Source organism: Rhodopirellula europaea 6C (assembly GCF_000338295.1).
GTDB classification, from domain to species: Bacteria; Planctomycetota; Planctomycetia; order Pirellulales; family Pirellulaceae; genus Rhodopirellula; species Rhodopirellula europaea.
The window spans coordinates 1-16,832 of the sequence record NZ_ANMO01000163.1 but is presented as its reverse complement, the minus strand read 5'-3'; the positions used below and the strand labels follow the sequence as shown (position 1 = coordinate 16,832).

General features: G+C 56.1%; 10 protein-coding genes. 2 read left to right on the top strand and 8 right to left on the bottom strand.

Annotated elements, in window-relative coordinates; genetic code table 11:
• The 6 genes from RE6C_RS16875 to RE6C_RS16850 all read right to left on the bottom strand — a co-directional run.
• Nucleotides 1-838, bottom strand: an 838-nt coding sequence (locus tag RE6C_RS16875) for a sulfatase-like hydrolase/transferase (protein ID WP_008658412.1), incomplete at its 3' end; no start/stop codon positions are given.
• A 55-nt stretch (nucleotides 839-893) separates the two neighbouring features.
• A complete protein-coding gene (locus tag RE6C_RS16870; RefSeq protein WP_008658409.1) occupies nucleotides 894-2,333 on the bottom strand; it encodes a sulfatase family protein in 1,440 nt (479 codons plus the stop codon).
• 68 nt (nucleotides 2,334-2,401) lie between these two features.
• Nucleotides 2,402-3,844: an ankyrin repeat domain-containing protein gene (locus RE6C_RS16865; RefSeq protein ID WP_008658408.1), complete on the bottom strand. Its 1,443-nt coding sequence runs from the start codon at nucleotides 3,842-3,844 to the stop codon at nucleotides 2,402-2,404.
• Nucleotides 3,844-5,184, bottom strand: coding sequence for a DUF1552 domain-containing protein (locus RE6C_RS16860; RefSeq protein WP_008658406.1), 1,341 nt, complete (start codon nucleotides 5,182-5,184; stop codon nucleotides 3,844-3,846). Before RE6C_RS16860 ends, RE6C_RS16865 begins: the two co-directional genes overlap by 1 nt.
• Nucleotides 5,185-5,219: 35 nt before the next feature.
• On the bottom strand, nucleotides 5,220-8,927 hold the full coding sequence (locus RE6C_RS16855; RefSeq protein WP_008658404.1) for a DUF1592 domain-containing protein: 3,708 nt from the start codon (nucleotides 8,925-8,927) through the stop codon (nucleotides 5,220-5,222).
• A 334-nt stretch (nucleotides 8,928-9,261) separates the two neighbouring features.
• On the bottom strand, nucleotides 9,262-12,885 hold the full coding sequence (locus tag RE6C_RS16850) for a hypothetical protein (RefSeq protein WP_008658403.1): 3,624 nt from the start codon (nucleotides 12,883-12,885) through the stop codon (nucleotides 9,262-9,264).
• A gap of 361 nt (nucleotides 12,886-13,246) precedes the next feature.
• Here RE6C_RS16850 and RE6C_RS16845 point away from each other — a divergent pair, with 361 nt between their 5' ends.
• Nucleotides 13,247-13,750 (top strand): hypothetical protein, encoded by a 504-nt coding sequence (locus tag RE6C_RS16845; RefSeq protein WP_008658402.1) that lies wholly within the window; start codon nucleotides 13,247-13,249, stop codon nucleotides 13,748-13,750.
• A gap of 123 nt (nucleotides 13,751-13,873) precedes the next feature.
• Here the strand turns inward: RE6C_RS16845 and RE6C_RS16840 are convergent, their stop codons facing one another.
• Complete coding sequence (locus RE6C_RS16840) at nucleotides 13,874-14,533, bottom strand: 3-keto-disaccharide hydrolase (RefSeq protein ID WP_173401802.1); 660 nt, start codon at nucleotides 14,531-14,533, stop codon at nucleotides 13,874-13,876.
• A 717-nt stretch (nucleotides 14,534-15,250) separates the two neighbouring features.
• Between RE6C_RS16840 and RE6C_RS16830 the strand changes: the two genes are divergently transcribed.
• The gene (locus tag RE6C_RS16830; protein WP_008658398.1) at nucleotides 15,251-15,844 is read left to right on the top strand and encodes an exopolysaccharide biosynthesis protein; all 594 of its coding nucleotides are present in this window, start codon (nucleotides 15,251-15,253) and stop codon (nucleotides 15,842-15,844) included.
• Nucleotides 15,845-16,215: 371 nt separating this feature from the next.
• Here RE6C_RS16830 and RE6C_RS16820 read toward each other — a convergent pair whose 3' ends face one another.
• Nucleotides 16,216-16,458 carry a hypothetical protein gene (locus RE6C_RS16820; RefSeq protein WP_008658394.1) on the bottom strand — a complete coding sequence of 81 codons (243 nt, stop codon included), beginning with the start codon at nucleotides 16,456-16,458 and terminating at the stop codon, nucleotides 16,216-16,218.
• Between the last annotated feature and the right edge of the window lie 374 nt (nucleotides 16,459-16,832).

The window sequence follows — 16,832 nt, the reverse complement described above, 5'->3', positions numbered from 1 at the left end:
GTTTGCCCACGTTTTGATCGATGTTGGTGATCATCGCGGATATCCGAGCCAGCTTGTCAAACTCGGCGCTGCGCTTTTTGGCGGGAAGATCGTTCACCAAAATCGGCGAGAAATCGACTTGGCTGTATTCCTCATAGAGTTCGTTTGGTACATCGTCGAACGGTCCGTGAGGGGCATTGGTGGCGATGTAGCTGAAGAACGGTTTTCCCGATTCGGTTTGTTTGTGAGCAAAATCAATTGCCGCGTCAAAGAAGATGTCGGTGCAGTAACCTTCCATGGCCACTTCGTCACCGTTGTGAAAAAGTGTCGGGTCGGTGTACTTTCCTTCGGCACCAATCGGATCCGATGGCTGACCGATGCCGCCACCCCGGTGAATCAGGCTCTCGTCGAACCCTTGGTCCATCGGCCGCATGGGATAGTTGTCACCCAGGTGCCATTTGCCAAAGATGCCGGTTTGGTAGCCCGCTTCGCTGAGCTGTTCTGCCAGCGTGACTTCGTCCGGATCCATCATCGCTCGACCAACATACGTGTCGATGCAACGCGTTCGGTAGTTGTATCGCCCCGTCATCAGGCTGGCTCGAGTCGGGGCACACACGTTGCTGACGTAGAACCGGCTCATGTAGCCGCTTCGCGTTCGCATTTGATCCAGCGAAGGCGTGCGGATGAGCGGATTGCCCATGAAGCCGTAGTCGCCGACGCCTTGATCGTCGCTCATGATCACGATCACGTTGGGGCGACCCGCCTCGTTGGTTTCAGCCGCTGTTGCCGAAGGAGAAGACAGCACGGAGCAAGCCAACAACAGAATACTTACGGAGGCAAAAAGAGAGAAGGTTTTCATGTGGGAGCCTGGTGGGAATCAAAGGTGGGATGCGTTGTTCAGAAGAGCGGCGAGTTCAGCGACTGCGGCCATCGTCGACGATTTGTTTCATGCGTTTCTGAAGCCGTTGAACGATGTCCGGATGGTCTTGGTAGAGGTTGTTGGCTTCGGCGGGATCGTTCTTCAGGTTGTAAAGTTGACCGGTCGGGCCACCGGGCTTTGGCGGGATGCGTGATGGTTTGGAAAAACCGCCAGAGCCGAGTCCGGTGATCAATTTCCAATCGCCTTCTCGGATCGTCATCGTGGATTTGCTCCCAGACCGCATTACGAATTCGGTTCTCTTTGAGTCTTGCTGGAATGGCTGTTGAAGCAACGCCGGCAAAAAACTGTGGCTGTCCGGTCCAGCGTCCTGGGGAAGTTCTGTCTTCCAAATGTCGGCAAACGTGGCCATCAAATCCGTGAAGCAAACCAGATGATCCGTGCTGCTGGATGCGTTGGCGCGACCTGGCCAGCGAACGATGAACGGCATCCGGTGCCCAGCCTCCCAGGCGTCGGCTTTCATCCCTCGAAAACCGCCGGCCGAGTCATGCTGGAATCGCTCCGTGTCGTTCTCGTACCAGACCGGACCATTGTCCGAGGTGAAGATGACGATTGTGTCTCGTTCCATGTCCTGCTGTTTGAGAGCACCCAGCACGCGTCCGATTTCGTGATCGACCATCATCACAAAATCACCGTACGAGTCGACTTTGCTTTTGCCTGCAAACTCGGGGCTTGGTAGCCAAGGTGTATGAGGCGCTGGGTAGGCCAAATACAGCATCATTGGCGTCGCATCGTCAGAGTTTGGATGTGCCTGGATGGTGTCGATCGCCAAGTCCGTGAAGTGTGGCAAAACATCGGCCAGTTCCAGATTCGGAGCGATACCGCCGGCTCGCCAGAACGCACCTTGAATCGGTGACCATCTTTCACTGGCGTTGGCCTCGATGCGATCCGTCGGCGGATGCACCGCTTGTCGGTCGTTGATGTAGAAGTAAGGCGGAATATCGGTGGAGGCTCGGATGCCAAAGAAGTGGTCAAAGCCACGGTCCACAGGGCCACCCAACAACGGGCGGTCGTAGGTTTCGTTGGCACGTTCTTCAAATCCCAAGTGCCACTTGCCGATCATCGTGGACCGATAACCCTGCGATTTGGCAAGCGAAGCCAGCGTGGCTTGATCGGACTCGATCAAAGGTTCACGTGGCCAAACGCTGACGTTGGTTCGGAACGGATAGCGTCCCGTCATCAGCCCATACCGTGACATGTGGCACAGAGGTCCGGGTGCGTGGGCGTTGGTGAATCGCATCCCGTCGCGAGCAAGCGAATCGATGTTCGGCGTTTCGATTTTGGAGTCGGAATTGAAACATCCCGGGTCTCCGTACCCCATGTCGTCCACCAAAATTACAACGACATTGGGACGTTCGGCAGCAAAGAGTGCTGATGCAATGAATGCAAACGAAAGCGAAAGAATATAGCGATTCACGAGATTGGTAGGCGAGAGGCGGGAGGCGAGAAGCGAGAAGCTAGAAGCTAGAAGCTAGAAGCTAGAAGCTAGAAGCTAGAAGCTTCAATCGCTTCTTTCAAAGCTTCAATCGTTGGCGGGGACGGTTTGACGCTGCCGGGACGTTTGCCACCGGCGATGTCCAGCGGCGTCCACCCACGTTTGTTCTTGTGGTTCCAAACATTGGGATCAGCGCCGACAGAAGTCAGCTTTCGAACCGCGGTCGGAAACGTTCGCAGCGCGGCCCCGTGCATCGCGGTTTCTCGGTTGCGATCGACGACATTGGGGTCGATCCCAAGTTCGACCAGCATCTCGATCGCGCGGTCGACCTCTTCCGGCGTGCCCGGTTCTTCGCCCACCGCGATCACCCCGACTCCTGCCGCGGCCATCAACGCGGTGGTTCCATCGTCATTGGGGATCGTGGGGTCGGCCCCGAGTTCCAGCAACAGATGCATCAGCTCGATGTCTGCACCGCGAGAGGCCAAGAAGAATGGCGTGGCGCCTTTGTGATTGAGGCGTTGGCCGCGTGATTTGCCGTTTTTCAGCTGCAGATTCACGTCCGCCCCCAGTTCCACCATTTGACGGACAAAGTCCAAGCTGTGGATGGATCCCGTGATGCGAGGTGCCGGGTCGCCCTCTGGGTTGTCGCCCAGTTCCGTTTTGCGAACCCAAGTGATCGCGTGCAGTGGAGCGTATCCGCTGCGTTGGTCGTTCGGATCGGCACCGCGACGGACCAAATCGCAAGCCAACTGAAGGTGCCCGCTTTCAATCGCGAACATCATCGCCGACATTCCCGACCGCGGGTTTCGGCCGCCGCTGCGTTTGGGTTTCGCGACGGTGTTGACGTCCAAACCCGAGTCGAGCAAACGCATCACCACCGCAGATTGACCGTGTCGTGCCGCGAACATGAGTGCTGACAACCCGGACTGCTTCAGTGTTGTTTCAACGTTGCATCCCGCATCGATCAATGCGTCGACGGCATCCAGGTTGCCGGCCGCGGATGCCCACATCAACGCGGTTTGGCCGCGGGCTTCTTTGTCTTCCATGTCGGCTCCGGCCTTGATCAGCGAACGGACCACATTCGCGTTGCCCTGCCGCGCCGCCAACATCAATGGTGATTCGCCGCCGCGTCGAGCAGCGTCTGCATCGGCACCCGCGTCCAACAAGGCTCGCACTGCTCTGAGATTGCCATACTCACACGCCAGGCTCAGTGGCGTGACCTCGTACAGCGTTTTCGCATCCACGTCCGCACCGGCAGCGACCAGTGCCGCGATACTGCGAGCGTGATTGTGGTAGGCCGCCCAGTGCAACGCCGTCATCCCATCGGGTTGAGATGCATCGACGTCCACCCGATTGCCAGCCAACGATTCTCGAACCAAATCCCAACGTTGCTGTTCCGCCGCGACAACCCACTGGTGATCGGATGGATCCGCCGCGACGACGCCAAGACAAACCAGGAGCGATCCAGTGATCGGCAAGATCATTCGCGACATCACAGTGTCACCGGATCAAAGAGGTCGTCGACCGTTCCCGTGCTGTCCGCGAACGATTCCAAAGGCACACCGACTTTGTTGAGCAACGTCAGGTGCAGGTTCGACAGTGGCTCAGGGTCTTTGAACCGAAGGTGACGATTGCCACGCATGTTTTCGGCGGCACCACCAGCCACCAAGATCGGCAGATTGCTGTGGTCGTGCGCGTCCGGATCGCCCATGCCGCTGCCGTACATGTAGAGCGAATGATCGAGCAATGTTCCGTCGCCTTCGGGGACTTCGTCCATCCGCTTGAGGAAGTCAGCGAACAACGAAACATGGAACTGGTTGATCTTGGCAACCTTGGCCAGCTTTTCTGGATCGCGACCGTGGTGCGTCACGGGGTGGTGTGGGTCAGGCACGCCGATCTCAGGATACGTTCGTGTGCTGGCTTCGCGAGCCAATTGGAACGAAACCACTCGAGTGATGTCGCCTTGGAAAGCGAGCAACTGCAGGTCGAACATCAGCTTCGCGTGATCAGCGTACGCGGTCGGCACACCAACGGGACGATCCAAATCGGGCAGCGGATTCTCCTCGCTGTTTTGTTCCGCCAACTGAATGCGTCGTTCGACTTCGCGAATGCTTTCGAGGTAGCCATCGATCTTGTTGCGGTCCGAGGCACCCACGCGATTCTTGATCCGCTTGATTTCCAAGTTGATCGAATCCAGCAGGCTGGCTCGTTTCTGCATCGCGGCTCGACGTTGCTCGGGAGTCCCGCCTTCGCCAAACAAGCTTTCAAACACGATTCGCGGGTGAGCTTCGGATGGCAATGGCTGCGTCGGAGAAGCCCAAGACAAACTGTTCTGGTACACACACGCGTAACCGTTGTCGCACTGCCCGACGGTCGACAGCAGGTCCATCGAAAGTTCCAGCGATGGCAACTGAGTGGTCGCACCAATCTTTCGAGCCGCGACTTGATCGACCGTGGTGCCGTTGTAGTAGTCGCTGCTCTCGGTTCGCTTGGCTCGCGCCGCACTCAAAAACGCCGAGTTCGATGTCGCGTGTGAACCGGGGTATGCGTTTTGCAAATCCGTGTTGGAGATCACGGTCAAGTGATCCTTCACGTCTTCCAGTGGCGACAAACTGGACGGCAATTCTTCGAGCGCTTCGCCTTCGGGAGTCCATTCGGCTGGGTTGTATCCCATCGGAATGTAGATGTAACCGATTCGTTTCAGTCGGCTGGGGGCGGCCGCGGTCGCCGCTGATGCGGTCATCGCGGGAATCATCGCGTCCAGCAGTGGCAACGCGACGGCGGCACCGGTGCCGCGGAGCAAGGTTCGGCGAGAGAGATGGGATCGTTTCATCGAGCTTCCAGTTTAGAAGTGGGCAGCGTGACGGATCATTGGGATGTGTGGCGGTTGTTCGGTTCAGACGCGATTTCTCGGTACCGAAACGGCTCGCTCAGAACGATGCCGTTGATCAGAGAAGCCAACGTGTAGTTGGACTGCGACGCTCCACGAACGATGCGGCGAATCGCCGGTCCATCGTGTGGCTCGACGGCTCGTCCGAGTGCGTATGTCATCAGTTTTTCGGCGACGGTTTGAGCAAAGATGTCCGGGCGAGCGACGATGCCGGCTTCCAGTTCATCGACCGATTGCAACTCGGTGCCATCTGGGAGTTGGCCTGACGAATCGACATCCAGCGTGCCTTCAAATTGTCGCCAACGTCCGACCGCGTCAAAGTTTTCGAGTGCGAACCCAAGCGGATCGATCAAGTCATGGCAACTCGCACAAGTCGGATTGGCCCGGTGCATGGCCAGCCGCTCGCGGACTGTCATCGCCGCGAGCGTGTCTTTCTCTTTCAAGTTGGGAACGTTCGGCGGTGGTGGAGGAGCGGGAGTTCCGAAGATGTTTTCCATCACCCAATTGCCGCGAATCGTTGGCGAAGTTCGGGTTGCATACGAGGTGACCATCAGAATGCTGCCGTGCCGCAAGATGCCGCCCCGATGCGACTCCGGCGAAACTTTGACGCGGCGGAAATGGCTTCCGGTGACGCCTCGGATCCCATAGTGCGTGGCCAAGCGTTCGTTCAAAAAGGTGTCTTGTGAAGCGATCAGATCGGTGACGCTTCGATCGTTCGTCAATACATCCTGGAACAAGAGCTGAGTCTCGCGTTGAAAAGATTGCCGAAGGTTGTCGTCGAAGTCGGGGAACAAACGCAGGTCAGGCGTGATCGAATCCAAGTTGCGTAACTGCAGCCACTGCGAAGCGAAATTTGTGACGAGCGAATTGGCACGAGGATCATCCAGCATTCTTGCAACTTGTCCCGCCAGCACGTCATCGTTTCGCAATTGCTTGGCGTCGGCGAGGTCCAACAATTCTTCGTCGGGCAAACTGCTCCACAAGAACGACGCCAATCGAGACGCCAACTCATTATCGTTGACGGCGACAACATTCTTTTCTTGTGTTGCCGAGGCATCCGGATCAACGGATTCAATCCGGAACAGGAAGTTTGGGTTGACCAACAACGCAGTGAGAGCGGACTCGATGCCCTCATCAAACTTGCCGGCTGAGAAACCTTCGTCAAAGAAGTCCATCAACAACGCCAGCTCCTCAGCCGTTGTGGGACGGCGATAGGCTCGGCGAGCCAACCGTGTGAGGATCTTTTTGGCTTCGTCCCGGTCGGCGTTTTCACCAGACCAGTTCTCGCCGAAGATTGCTTGGCGACTGGTGGTGATGCCGGGACCTTCCGGAGCAAACGGACCCACGATCGAAACCTGATAGATCGCCGGCGTCAGTCGTGGATGGCGGTGCCGATTGAAGTTGGCATCGAAGGGCTGTCGTTTGCCCTCGGTTAGCGACGAGAACGTCTTGGGAAAGGTGACACCAATCGAATGCCGGCCGGCGTCGAAGTGCAGACGCTGTTTCAGGTGAGAATCCGAATGCGTGTAATCGGGACCGCCGTACTTGCCGGTCTTCTTGGGTGGATACACCTTGAACTGGTGGACTCGAGCACGATCGACCAGCACATCGATTTCGTGTTCGCGATGCAAACCCTCGACTTGTTCGTCTCGGTCGCGAGTCAATTTCAATTCGATTTCGTACTCACCCGTTTGCGGGAAGTGTTGATCGAACAACACGCCGCCGCGGGTTCCAAACGGCAGGCCTTCAACATGCTTTTCTTGCGATCGGTCAGCCGGCAACCGAATCGTCACTCCGGCGGGGCCGTTGCCCAAGCCTCCGACGGCCACGCGAGCGATTTTTTGTGCGGCCGACACGTAGCGGTTCAAGTGAGTCGGAGAGAGTTCCTCGACCGTGATGTTGTCAAAACCGTGGCTGGATTCGTCTTTGGGAAGGTAGTCCGATGCATCAATGGACACCGCCAGCAAATCACGGATCGCGTTTTGATACTCCACGCGGGTCATCCGCCGCATTGCTCCCATTCGGCCCGGTCGTGGGAACCGCTGAGCGTGATGATCGAGAATCGAAACCAACGAGGCTGTTACTTGAGAATAGGTTGTTTCGTCGGGTTGGCCATAATCCGGCGGCGGCATCTGGCGTGTGTTGACGCGTCGAAGGATTTTCTCCCACTCCGCCGTCGCCAAGTCAGGTTGCGTGAACTGATCTGAACCGAAATCAAACGCCTGCAAATCCAATCCCGCTTCGGCATCGTTTCCCGTGTGACAATCCAAGCACTGATCGGAAACAAATTCGCGAATCGCAGAAAGATCGTCCGAGACCAGCTGTTTCTCTTTCAATGCAGTCGGTTGAACGGGATCGCTCGCAGCATCACCACTCTCAGACGTGCTGACTTGAGCAGTCAGCCATTCCTTGGGCAGAGTCTCGGTGGGAGCAATCTCGTCGCGTAGCAACTGAGCCGCTCGGCCGACAATCTTGAGGTAGTGATCGCTGGGCAAACCTTCGTACGTCAAGAATTCTGCGTCGCGTCCCTGCGGTGGATCGCTGGTGCATTTGAAAATCGCCGTCGCTTCATCGACTTCGTCAAACATTGCGACATACAGCATCTTGGCTCCGGCTTTCTTCGCCGCCACGATTTGCGACCAAAGGAATTGGCCTTTCAATCGCGGGATGTCATCCAGAGGAGCCTGCCCGTTGCGAAGATTGAACCAACTGAAACCGGGGAAGACGACGGGCAGGTAGCCTTGTCGGTTGGCATCGCATTCCTGTTGATCCGGTTGCCAAGTTTGCTCAGCGTGTCGATGGGCTTGTTCTGGGTTGCGATAGCGTCCAGGTGTCCACGGGCTAAGCACATCCGCCATCTCGAAGATCGTTCGGACCGCGGGATCGGTCACGCAGTCTCGCTCGAGTTCTCGCCATCCGGTCGGCACACCCAGCATGATGCTGCAACCGGCTTGTTTCAGTTGAGCGATCAACGCTTTGCAATCATCCAGCGTATAAGCGCCGGGTTGGTGCCGTTCGGCGAAACCGACACCCCAAATCGCAACGAGGGGCATGCCGTTGTGATGCAAGTAAGAGTCGCTGTCGGTGATCGCTTCTTCGTTGACCAAGCGAGCCCAGTCCTTGCGAACGATGTCGAGTTCTCCTTCGCGAAGCCCCGACAAGTCATACATGACCGCGAAGGCTCGCCCGTTCTCTTCGGAGCCGCGACGACAGTGATTCAAAATCGCCGTTCGATTCGCGAGGCTGGCGGGAGATCGCAGCGAGGTGGCGAAGCGTTGGACAAAAGCACCATCGATTGCGTACTCTCGCATCCATTGGAAGTGACGCCGAACGGTTTGTTCATTGGCACTGCTGAACACTTCCGCGACGCTGCCGTCGGATTGCTTGAACTCGGTGGCAAAGCGTTCTTCCGGGGAGTATTCCGACATGTCCGGCCAAAGGTCAACCGTGACATTGCCTGGACCAAGGGGTTTGCGCGAGTTGCGTCCCCAATGTCGCCAACCAAGTCCAGCGCCGTCTCCGTCGCAGTTGAACCATCCTTGGTAGCCGCACATCACTTTGCCGGTCAGCGTGCTGCAATCGACCGCTTGAATCGGCTCGGATTGGTCACGCGAATCGTCACCCAACGAGGGTTCAACGAACCCAGAAATCAATAGAACGGCAAAGACAAAAGCGGGACGAAGCAAAGGTGTTCTCTGGGGGGAGGATCCAAGCGGATGAGACGAGAACAGGAATGACCAGCGAGTCGTCGGATGCAATCTGCTCGCCGTTTGTTGGGGCCGAGGGAGCGACCGCACCCACGACCAAAAGTTCGCGGTCCATCCTACTCGATTAGCCGGTCTGATGCACCTGGAAAGGGGCCGCGTTGCCCCTTATCCGCGTCCATCAGGATCGCATTTCCCGTTGCGTGTGGATACTTCGAAGTCCCCATGCCGGGTTTTCTCGATTCCTGGCCCCAAAAAAACGCTCGCCTGAAACGAGCATCGCCCGCGGCAGGCCGATTTTGGCAACCCGTTTCGCTTAGAAACCCAGGGCTGATCCAGCCAACTTCTTCGTCAGGTCTTGCACCAAACGGTCGGTGTTCAGGCTCAGTCCGATCGTTTGGTTGTAGCCGTTGAAGCTGAAGTCAATCTCCGCGTGCACTCCGGCGCTGACGTAGTTGGAAACATTGCCGGAGAGCAAAACGTGATTGACCTCCAGGCTATTGGCGATCTCCAAGCCTCGCAGGATGTGCGCGTTGGCATCTTCGATTCCATTCAGAATCGCTTCCGCTGAATTGACGGCCAGGTTCCCGGCTGCCAGCAGAGCTTTGATTCGCAACACTTCGGGATTGGCTTCGACACCAACGTTGTCCAGCACCCAACCCGCCGAGTTGCGAATGGTGTTGTAAGTTGCCGAAGTCGCGTGATACGTCACCACTTTCGCGGAGTAAACCGTTGCGGCGTATTTGTAGCTGGCGTACTTGGCAACTTCCTTGGCTTTGTAGGTTGCGTAGTTGTACCAAGCCGCACGTTTGGTCGCGGCCTGAGCACTTCGCCATGCGTTGTATCGTGACTTGCGGACTCGGTACCAATAATCTTTGCTGGCTCGAGCACTGTCCACGATGCTTTTGGCCGAATCCAGTTTCGATTGGATCTCGTCGATTTCCTTCTGTGCCTCTGCCTTCGCTTCGGCCAGTTCTGTGTTCAGTTTGTCCACGTTGCTTTTCGCGGCCGCAACGACCGCTTGAGCATTGTCGATCTTCGTTTGCACGCTCTGCGCCGCTTCGAGCATCTCACCGGTGACCGCATTGGTGACGTTGTTGAATAGCGTCCCTTGAACGATCGCTTCGAACTGCATGCCGGAGTTGTCCACGGTGAATGTCACTGAAGCATCCAAGCCGGCAACGTCAACGTTCGCATTTCCGGTCAACGAGAAGTCGCCATCCGATTGGATCATGCCTTCCAAACTGACTTCCGCTCCCATCATCTCAGCCGACCCGGCAACGCGAAAGTACGAGTCGCCCGTCGCGATGCGGATGTCAACGATGACGTCGCTTAGATCCACCGGCCCCAGTTCAATCTCGGGAATGTTCAAGCCAACTTCGAACGAGAACGTTTCCAGGTCGACGACGAACTCACCAGCGGCGAGCAGTTCGCCGTCCTTGTAAAACTCACCGCCAATCCCAAAACCGTCGGTGATGCCGAGAGCTTCGTTGCCACCGTACGGAGCGAAGTTGATGTAAGCGTCTTGCATTTCAAAATCGCCAAGGGCATCGCTGGGGATGGGCTTCGCATCCGGATCACCTGCTTGGGTCATCGTGTTTGCGAAGACGACCAGGTCCGTGCTCGCTAGCACATCGATGCTGCCGCGGAAAGCAACTTCCCATCCGGTTGTTCCGACGCCGACCAACCCAGCGACTTCGATCTCTTTGTCACCGATGCTGATGCCGGCTCCCAAGCCGATGAACATGCTCGCGCCAGCCGCACTTTTTTCGGCTCCCACGGTCATGACCACGTCTTCGAGATTCAAACCGGAGACATCAAACGCATCGTCCCACCGGTCAATGCTACCCGTGAGACTCGCCGAAACTTCGTCTTGGCTGATGGAGAACAGGCCTTCGAAGTCGACCTCCACGCTTCCTATGTCCATCGTCGCGTCCAGCGACAGGCTCATCCCGTCGGTTCCAGCGTCGAGCGTGACGTCGGCACCGCTGAGCGAAAATCCAGAGATGCCCAGCAGGTTCTCAAATTCCAATTCACCCTGAGGAGAAAGGCTCACTGACTCTCCACTCAAGCTGAAATCCAGGTTTCCGATCACATCGACGTAGCTCCCAAACAGCTCCAAGTCCGTGTCCAGTTCAATGTTGAATCCAGACTCGTCACCGTCGGTGGGATCGTGCGTGATAGACAACTCGGTGTCTCTTAGTTGCAACGCATCGATGCCAAACGCCCCGGCCCAATCTCCCGCAACGGTCCCTGCCAAGTTCGTGCTGACTCCGTTGGGAGTGAACTGAATCACGCCGCCGATGCCGACATAGGTACCGAACAGATCCATGCCCGCGGACGCACCGATGCTGAATTGGGAAGCGGATTCAGTTTTGAGTCCATCGACGCTGAGCATGGTGTCAATCAGGTCGAGTTGATCGACGCCAAATGCATCGTCCCAAGTTCCCGGAACCGTGCCGGTCAACGAGGCCGAAGTCTGATCGCCGTCCAAGCCAATGGTTCCGGCAACGCTCACCATCTCACCCTCGACTTGCATGTCAGCGGCGACATCAACATACAGTTCTTGCGTACCCTCTCGATCGGTCGACGCCAGAACGGTCAAACTGGCATCCTCCAAATCAAGGTCATCGAACCCAAAGGCATCGTCCCAGTGGGGAACGTTCCCTGTCATCACCACGTCGATGTTGTCTGGTGTGATCTCGACACTTCCCGCCACTTCAACGTCCGTGTTTTCCACTCGCATGTCCGCCTGCACACTCACAGCAACGCGATGGTCTTCTTTGCGATCCGTGGATGCGACGACGTTCAAGTGAGCGTTGTTCAGCGAGAGTTGTTCGATTCCGAAAGCATTCGCCCAGTTTTCGACTGAGCCACTCAGTTGAGCGTCGATGCGTTCGGGGGAGATGTCGAGAACGCCGGCGACGGCCACAAGAGTCGAATCGATCAACATGTCGGCGCCGATTTCAATGCTGAATTCGGAATCCGATTGCTCGTCAACGGATCCGCTGATCGAAAGCTCGGCTTGTTGCAAATCCAAGTCATCGATGCCATATGCATCGTCCCAGTTTTCAATGCTTCCGGTGAACGTTGCGTCCACAGTTTCTGGAGTTAGATCAACGGTACCGGCGATGCCGATCAAAGTTCCACCGGTATCCAGGTGAGAATCGACGTGAACGCGGTAGGCATCTCCCACCAACTCATCCGAGCTGGTGTCGAGGACGATTTGTGTGTCTTTCAGTTCCAATCCAGCGACGCCAAATGCATCCGACCAAGAGTCCACGAATCCAGCGACGTGAACGTCGACTCCTGATTCGCTGACCTCAACCGCGCCAGAGACGTCGATCGATTGGCCGGCGATTTCAGTTCGTCCGTTCAGTTCGACTTGCAAGCTGATTCGGTCGTTGGAGTCAAACTGGGGCACCGCATCCAGATCGCTCAGGTCCAAGTCGAAACCTTCGACCCCGAGTGCGTCTTCCCAGACACCTTCCATTTGTGAATCGTAGATCCAATCCAGGCCTTCACCGCCATCCATCACCGCGGTTGCTTGGTCGGAGTACAAGAAGTCGTTTCCGAACTCACCAAACAGGCTGACAGAGATTTCAGACTGATAGCTGAACAAGACATCGTCGCCGTCGCCGCCCGCAACTTCGATGCGGGACGCCTCCGCGAATGGGCGACCTTCCCATTCAGATTGAATCGTGTCGCCCGCAAAGACTCGGGTTCCAGAGATGTCGTTTTGCACGGCGATGAAATCGTTGCCGTCTGTCCCTCGGACTTGCAGCGTGTCACCGAGCCAGGAAAAGTCTGCCGCCATCAATTCGCGAGATTGCAGTGCCTCCATCGAGAGCACGCGTTCACGACGTCGGTTCTTCTTGCCGCGGCGATTCTTCTTGTTTTTTGGCGTGCCACGCAGTTTTGTTTCGATGAAGTTCGTCATGGGATCGTCTTTTCACAGCCAGGGTCTGATGCGATGGAGGGCCTGATTCGCAATCAGCGAAAGCCCGGAACAGACGAACCTGCGTGAAGACCCCAAGGATCCCCTCACGGTTTCTTAAAAAAATTGGGCGTGTTGAAGGCCGCCATAACGATCGGCAACACCGGTCACGAAGCGAATCGGATGCGCTCAAAAACTCCATGCGGAACGGACCTAACGTGAGCCAGCTCTCAATTTGCGTTCTGTGGATGCGTGACGCCTCCCCTTGCGTCGTGACGACCATCTAAACTGGGGTCTCTCGAGTCACGCGACGCGTTGCAGTCGACTCAGCGGCTTCGCATCGGTTGCAAAAGGATTGAGGCAAATGCTGCGTTGCAGACACACGATTCTCTTGATTGCTCTGACGTGGGGTCTGCTTGGCTGCGAACGCGTTCCACCATCTCCACCCTCCGATAGTACAGCGTATGAAGCTCAGTACTATCTCTGGCGTGGTAGCGCGGAACAGCAGCTGGATGACCTGGAATCTTGGATTTGGGGCGACCATGAACTGCGTCGGCCGGTAGCCGCGCAAACCGATGATCGCCACATTCGCTTTTTGCACACGCAAATTCAGCAGGACATGGTTTGTGCCGCACTGCTAGTAGAGACTCAGCTTGGATCCGATGAGTTGCGAGAGGCTTTGAAACATTCAAGTTCACCTGCTCAAGATCAAGTGCTGTGGGTCAAATGGTTCGGCGAACACGACCCTGATGGAATCTCCCGTCCTGTCGTAAAGTCGCCAACTAATCGCTCGATCATCTCGCGGATCAACGAAGGTAAGGCGAAGTATCAACGAAGTAAAAAAGCGGAAGTTATCCGGTTTGAATGACTGGTGCAAAGCAAGCAAAACCTGCCTATCGAAAGCTGCTGCACCAATGAGTCGCGCAAAGAATACACCAACGACCGGATATTCCGATCATTGGTGTGAAAGCGGCTGACGATGATTGGTTGACTAGTCGTCCAGTGGCATGACTTCCGATTTTCGGATGTGCACGATGCTGCCCGGGTCGTGTTGTTGGAATGCGAAGTGGCCGGGGCCGTAGGTCTTTTCAAAGTCCATGTATTCGTACAACTCGTTGCCATCGATGGTGATCTTGATGCGAGTCATATCGCGTCCGCGCCAGTTGTCGTCTTTGACTTCGATCTCGTAGGTGAACCAGGTGTCTGGTTTGACCAACTGTGGGTACACATGGCAGAACCCGTACAGCGAACCGGTGCGAATTGGATCGGTGTGCGTGCTGTCGACTTGGGCTTCGTAGCCGTCCATGAAACCGGGTTTGCGTGTGGTGCGAAAGTAAACGCCCGAGTTGCCGCCGTCGTTGATTTTGACTTCCGCGCGGTAGCGGAAATTCTTGTAGGGTCCCGATGTGTTGACCAACATCGACGCTCCGCCAGTGCCTTCGATCACGCCGTCGACAACTTCCCATTTGCTGTCGTCTCGTCCGACTTTCTCCCAGCCTTTCAACGATTCACCATCGAACAGAGTTGTCCACTTGGCCGACTCGTCGCCTTTCGCGTTGTCTTCCCCTGTAGCGGTCACGCCTACGAAACAGAGGCACGTCGCGAGGGCGAGACCCAACGGATAGCGGAGCGTATGAACAAAGTTCGTCATGTTGTTTCTTTGATGTGACTGAATTGAGAAAGCAACTTGCCTGAGACGCGTTGTCGAACAGGTCGTTGTCGAATGATTAAAACTACCGCAGTTGCGTTTGTCCATAGACTATTGAGCCAACGCGAAGCAAGCATGTGTGATCCATACTGGAAAGCGCGTGTTTTGCGTGTTCTTGGCGGTTGCTGGGGACAACCGAGGCCAGGGCCCAGACGGCTGATGTAATTGTTACTGAGGCTTGCTTGCAAGCTACTTCGAGATTTTACGTTGGATTTTTTGTCAGTCGTAAATGCCGGCTGGCTTCCGTGAATATGCGGGCGGTGCCTTCAGTCGTTGGCCGGTGGTTCAGTGACTTTTTCCAATGGATTGCCGCAGCAGCGAAATTCCGGTTCGCAGCCCTCGCAGTCGCAGCCTTTGGTCACATGAATCTCCAGCTGACAGTTCACGCATCGATACATATCACCGACCTGCGGTGATTCCTTTGAAGCAGGCACCGAAGGTTTCCTTTGTGAAGTGGTTTTGGTTTGGATCGTTTCGGAATCGGAACGGTGCCTATTGGTCTTTGTGCGAGATGGTTTCTGTTTAGCTCTCGTCAACGCGACAAATGGAGTTTGTTTGCGGATGTGTGGCAAGAACGCCACGCCAGCTTGGTTCAAAAGTTGCTTCGAAGGGTTGGGCTAGGTTGCGCAAACAATTCCAATTGCTGTCAAAGGATAGGAAATGAGTACTGATCACAACGCGCCCATCGAACAGATCATCCATCAGATCGACGAAGTCGCTGAAAACAACGAACAAATTCAATTTGGCCAGGTCATGGACGCTGTTGGACGCAAGTCATTCGCGTCGCTGCTGCTGATCGTGGGCGCGATCATGGTGTTGCCCGGTCCCGCTGATATTCCGGGCGTCCCCGTGTTGTTGGGGACAGTGGTGGTCATCTTGTGTGGCCAAATGCTGGCTGATGCCGACCATGTTTGGATCCCTGGCTGGATGGAACGATGGGAGATCGGACAAAGCAAAGTCCAGAAAATGTTGGACTGGTTGCGAAAGCCGGCGTCCTGGATCGATAGCATGACCGCTCAGCGATGGACTTGGATGATGAATCATGCCACGATCAGCACGCTGGCGGTGGCTGCGATTTTGGTGGCGATGAGCACGCCGGTTTTGGAATTCATTCCATTCAGCGCCAACCTAGCAGGAGGAGCCATCTTCGCGTTCGCGTTGTCGATCCTGGCTCGCGATGGTTTGCTGGCGGGAGTCGCTGTCTGCATCGCTCTGACCACGTTTGTTTTGGTGGGATACCAGTTACTCGGGTGAGCGAAGCATGCGGGCGATCATGCCGTCACGACCTGAATTCCGAAATTGCGATGGCGAAGCAATCACGCATGATTTCTTCTGCCACATCACAATTGCCTGAAGCCGGACCACAATCACGAAAAATTTTTGCGACTCGGTTTAGTGGAAGCAAGCAATCAAGGTGGAGACTGCTGGGGCGAAGTCCGCCGCGGTCGGATCTGCGTGCAAGCGGTCGAGCCTGCATGCAGTCCGGTATCAATCATTTCCCCGCATCGTCCGTTCTATCGAGTCGGGGTGCGAATCAAAAAGCATCGTCCTGGCAAACAAATCGATGCGAGATTCTCTGGTAGTGAAAGGTCTTATCGGAGCGGATTGGCTCCGACAATATCCGGCTAAGGATTCGTCTCGACCGGTTCGCGATCGATGCTGGCGTCGATGTTTCCTGCCGCACGGTCGATTGCGTTGGCGGCACCGTCGGCAGCATCTTTGGTTGTCTCGACGAGCGACGATGTGTCTTGCTTCATTTTATCCGTGTCGACACGAACCGATGGATCACCATCATCCGATGTGAATCGCAACCAACCAACGACAGCCATCAGCAGAACGATTGCGACAACGAAAATGAGGGCACGCATGGGATTTCTCTGGGTGAGGTGGTATGGCTGGCCCGCCGAGGCTTTCTCGGTGGCCGATTTTGATTCAGTTTGGAATGCGACGTGGCGATGGACCGCCACGCTCGAGGTTCGATGCCGATGCAAGTGGCATACCAGCATCCGAATCCGCAGATGCGATCGGTTCCGTTCCGAGGAAGTGACGCGGTTGCAAAGGCGTGGCACGAGAATTGCCAACTCCAATCCGGCTCGAGAGAATTGGCTCCGGTTGAGTCGTGCGATGTTTGATTCGCTGCACCGGACAGTTGCTCAGCGTTTGATCGTCATTGAAGGGCGTGAGATGGGACAGACTGCGTTGTTGGACGGAATGGAAGAAAAGGCGGCTGATCAGTCGCAAG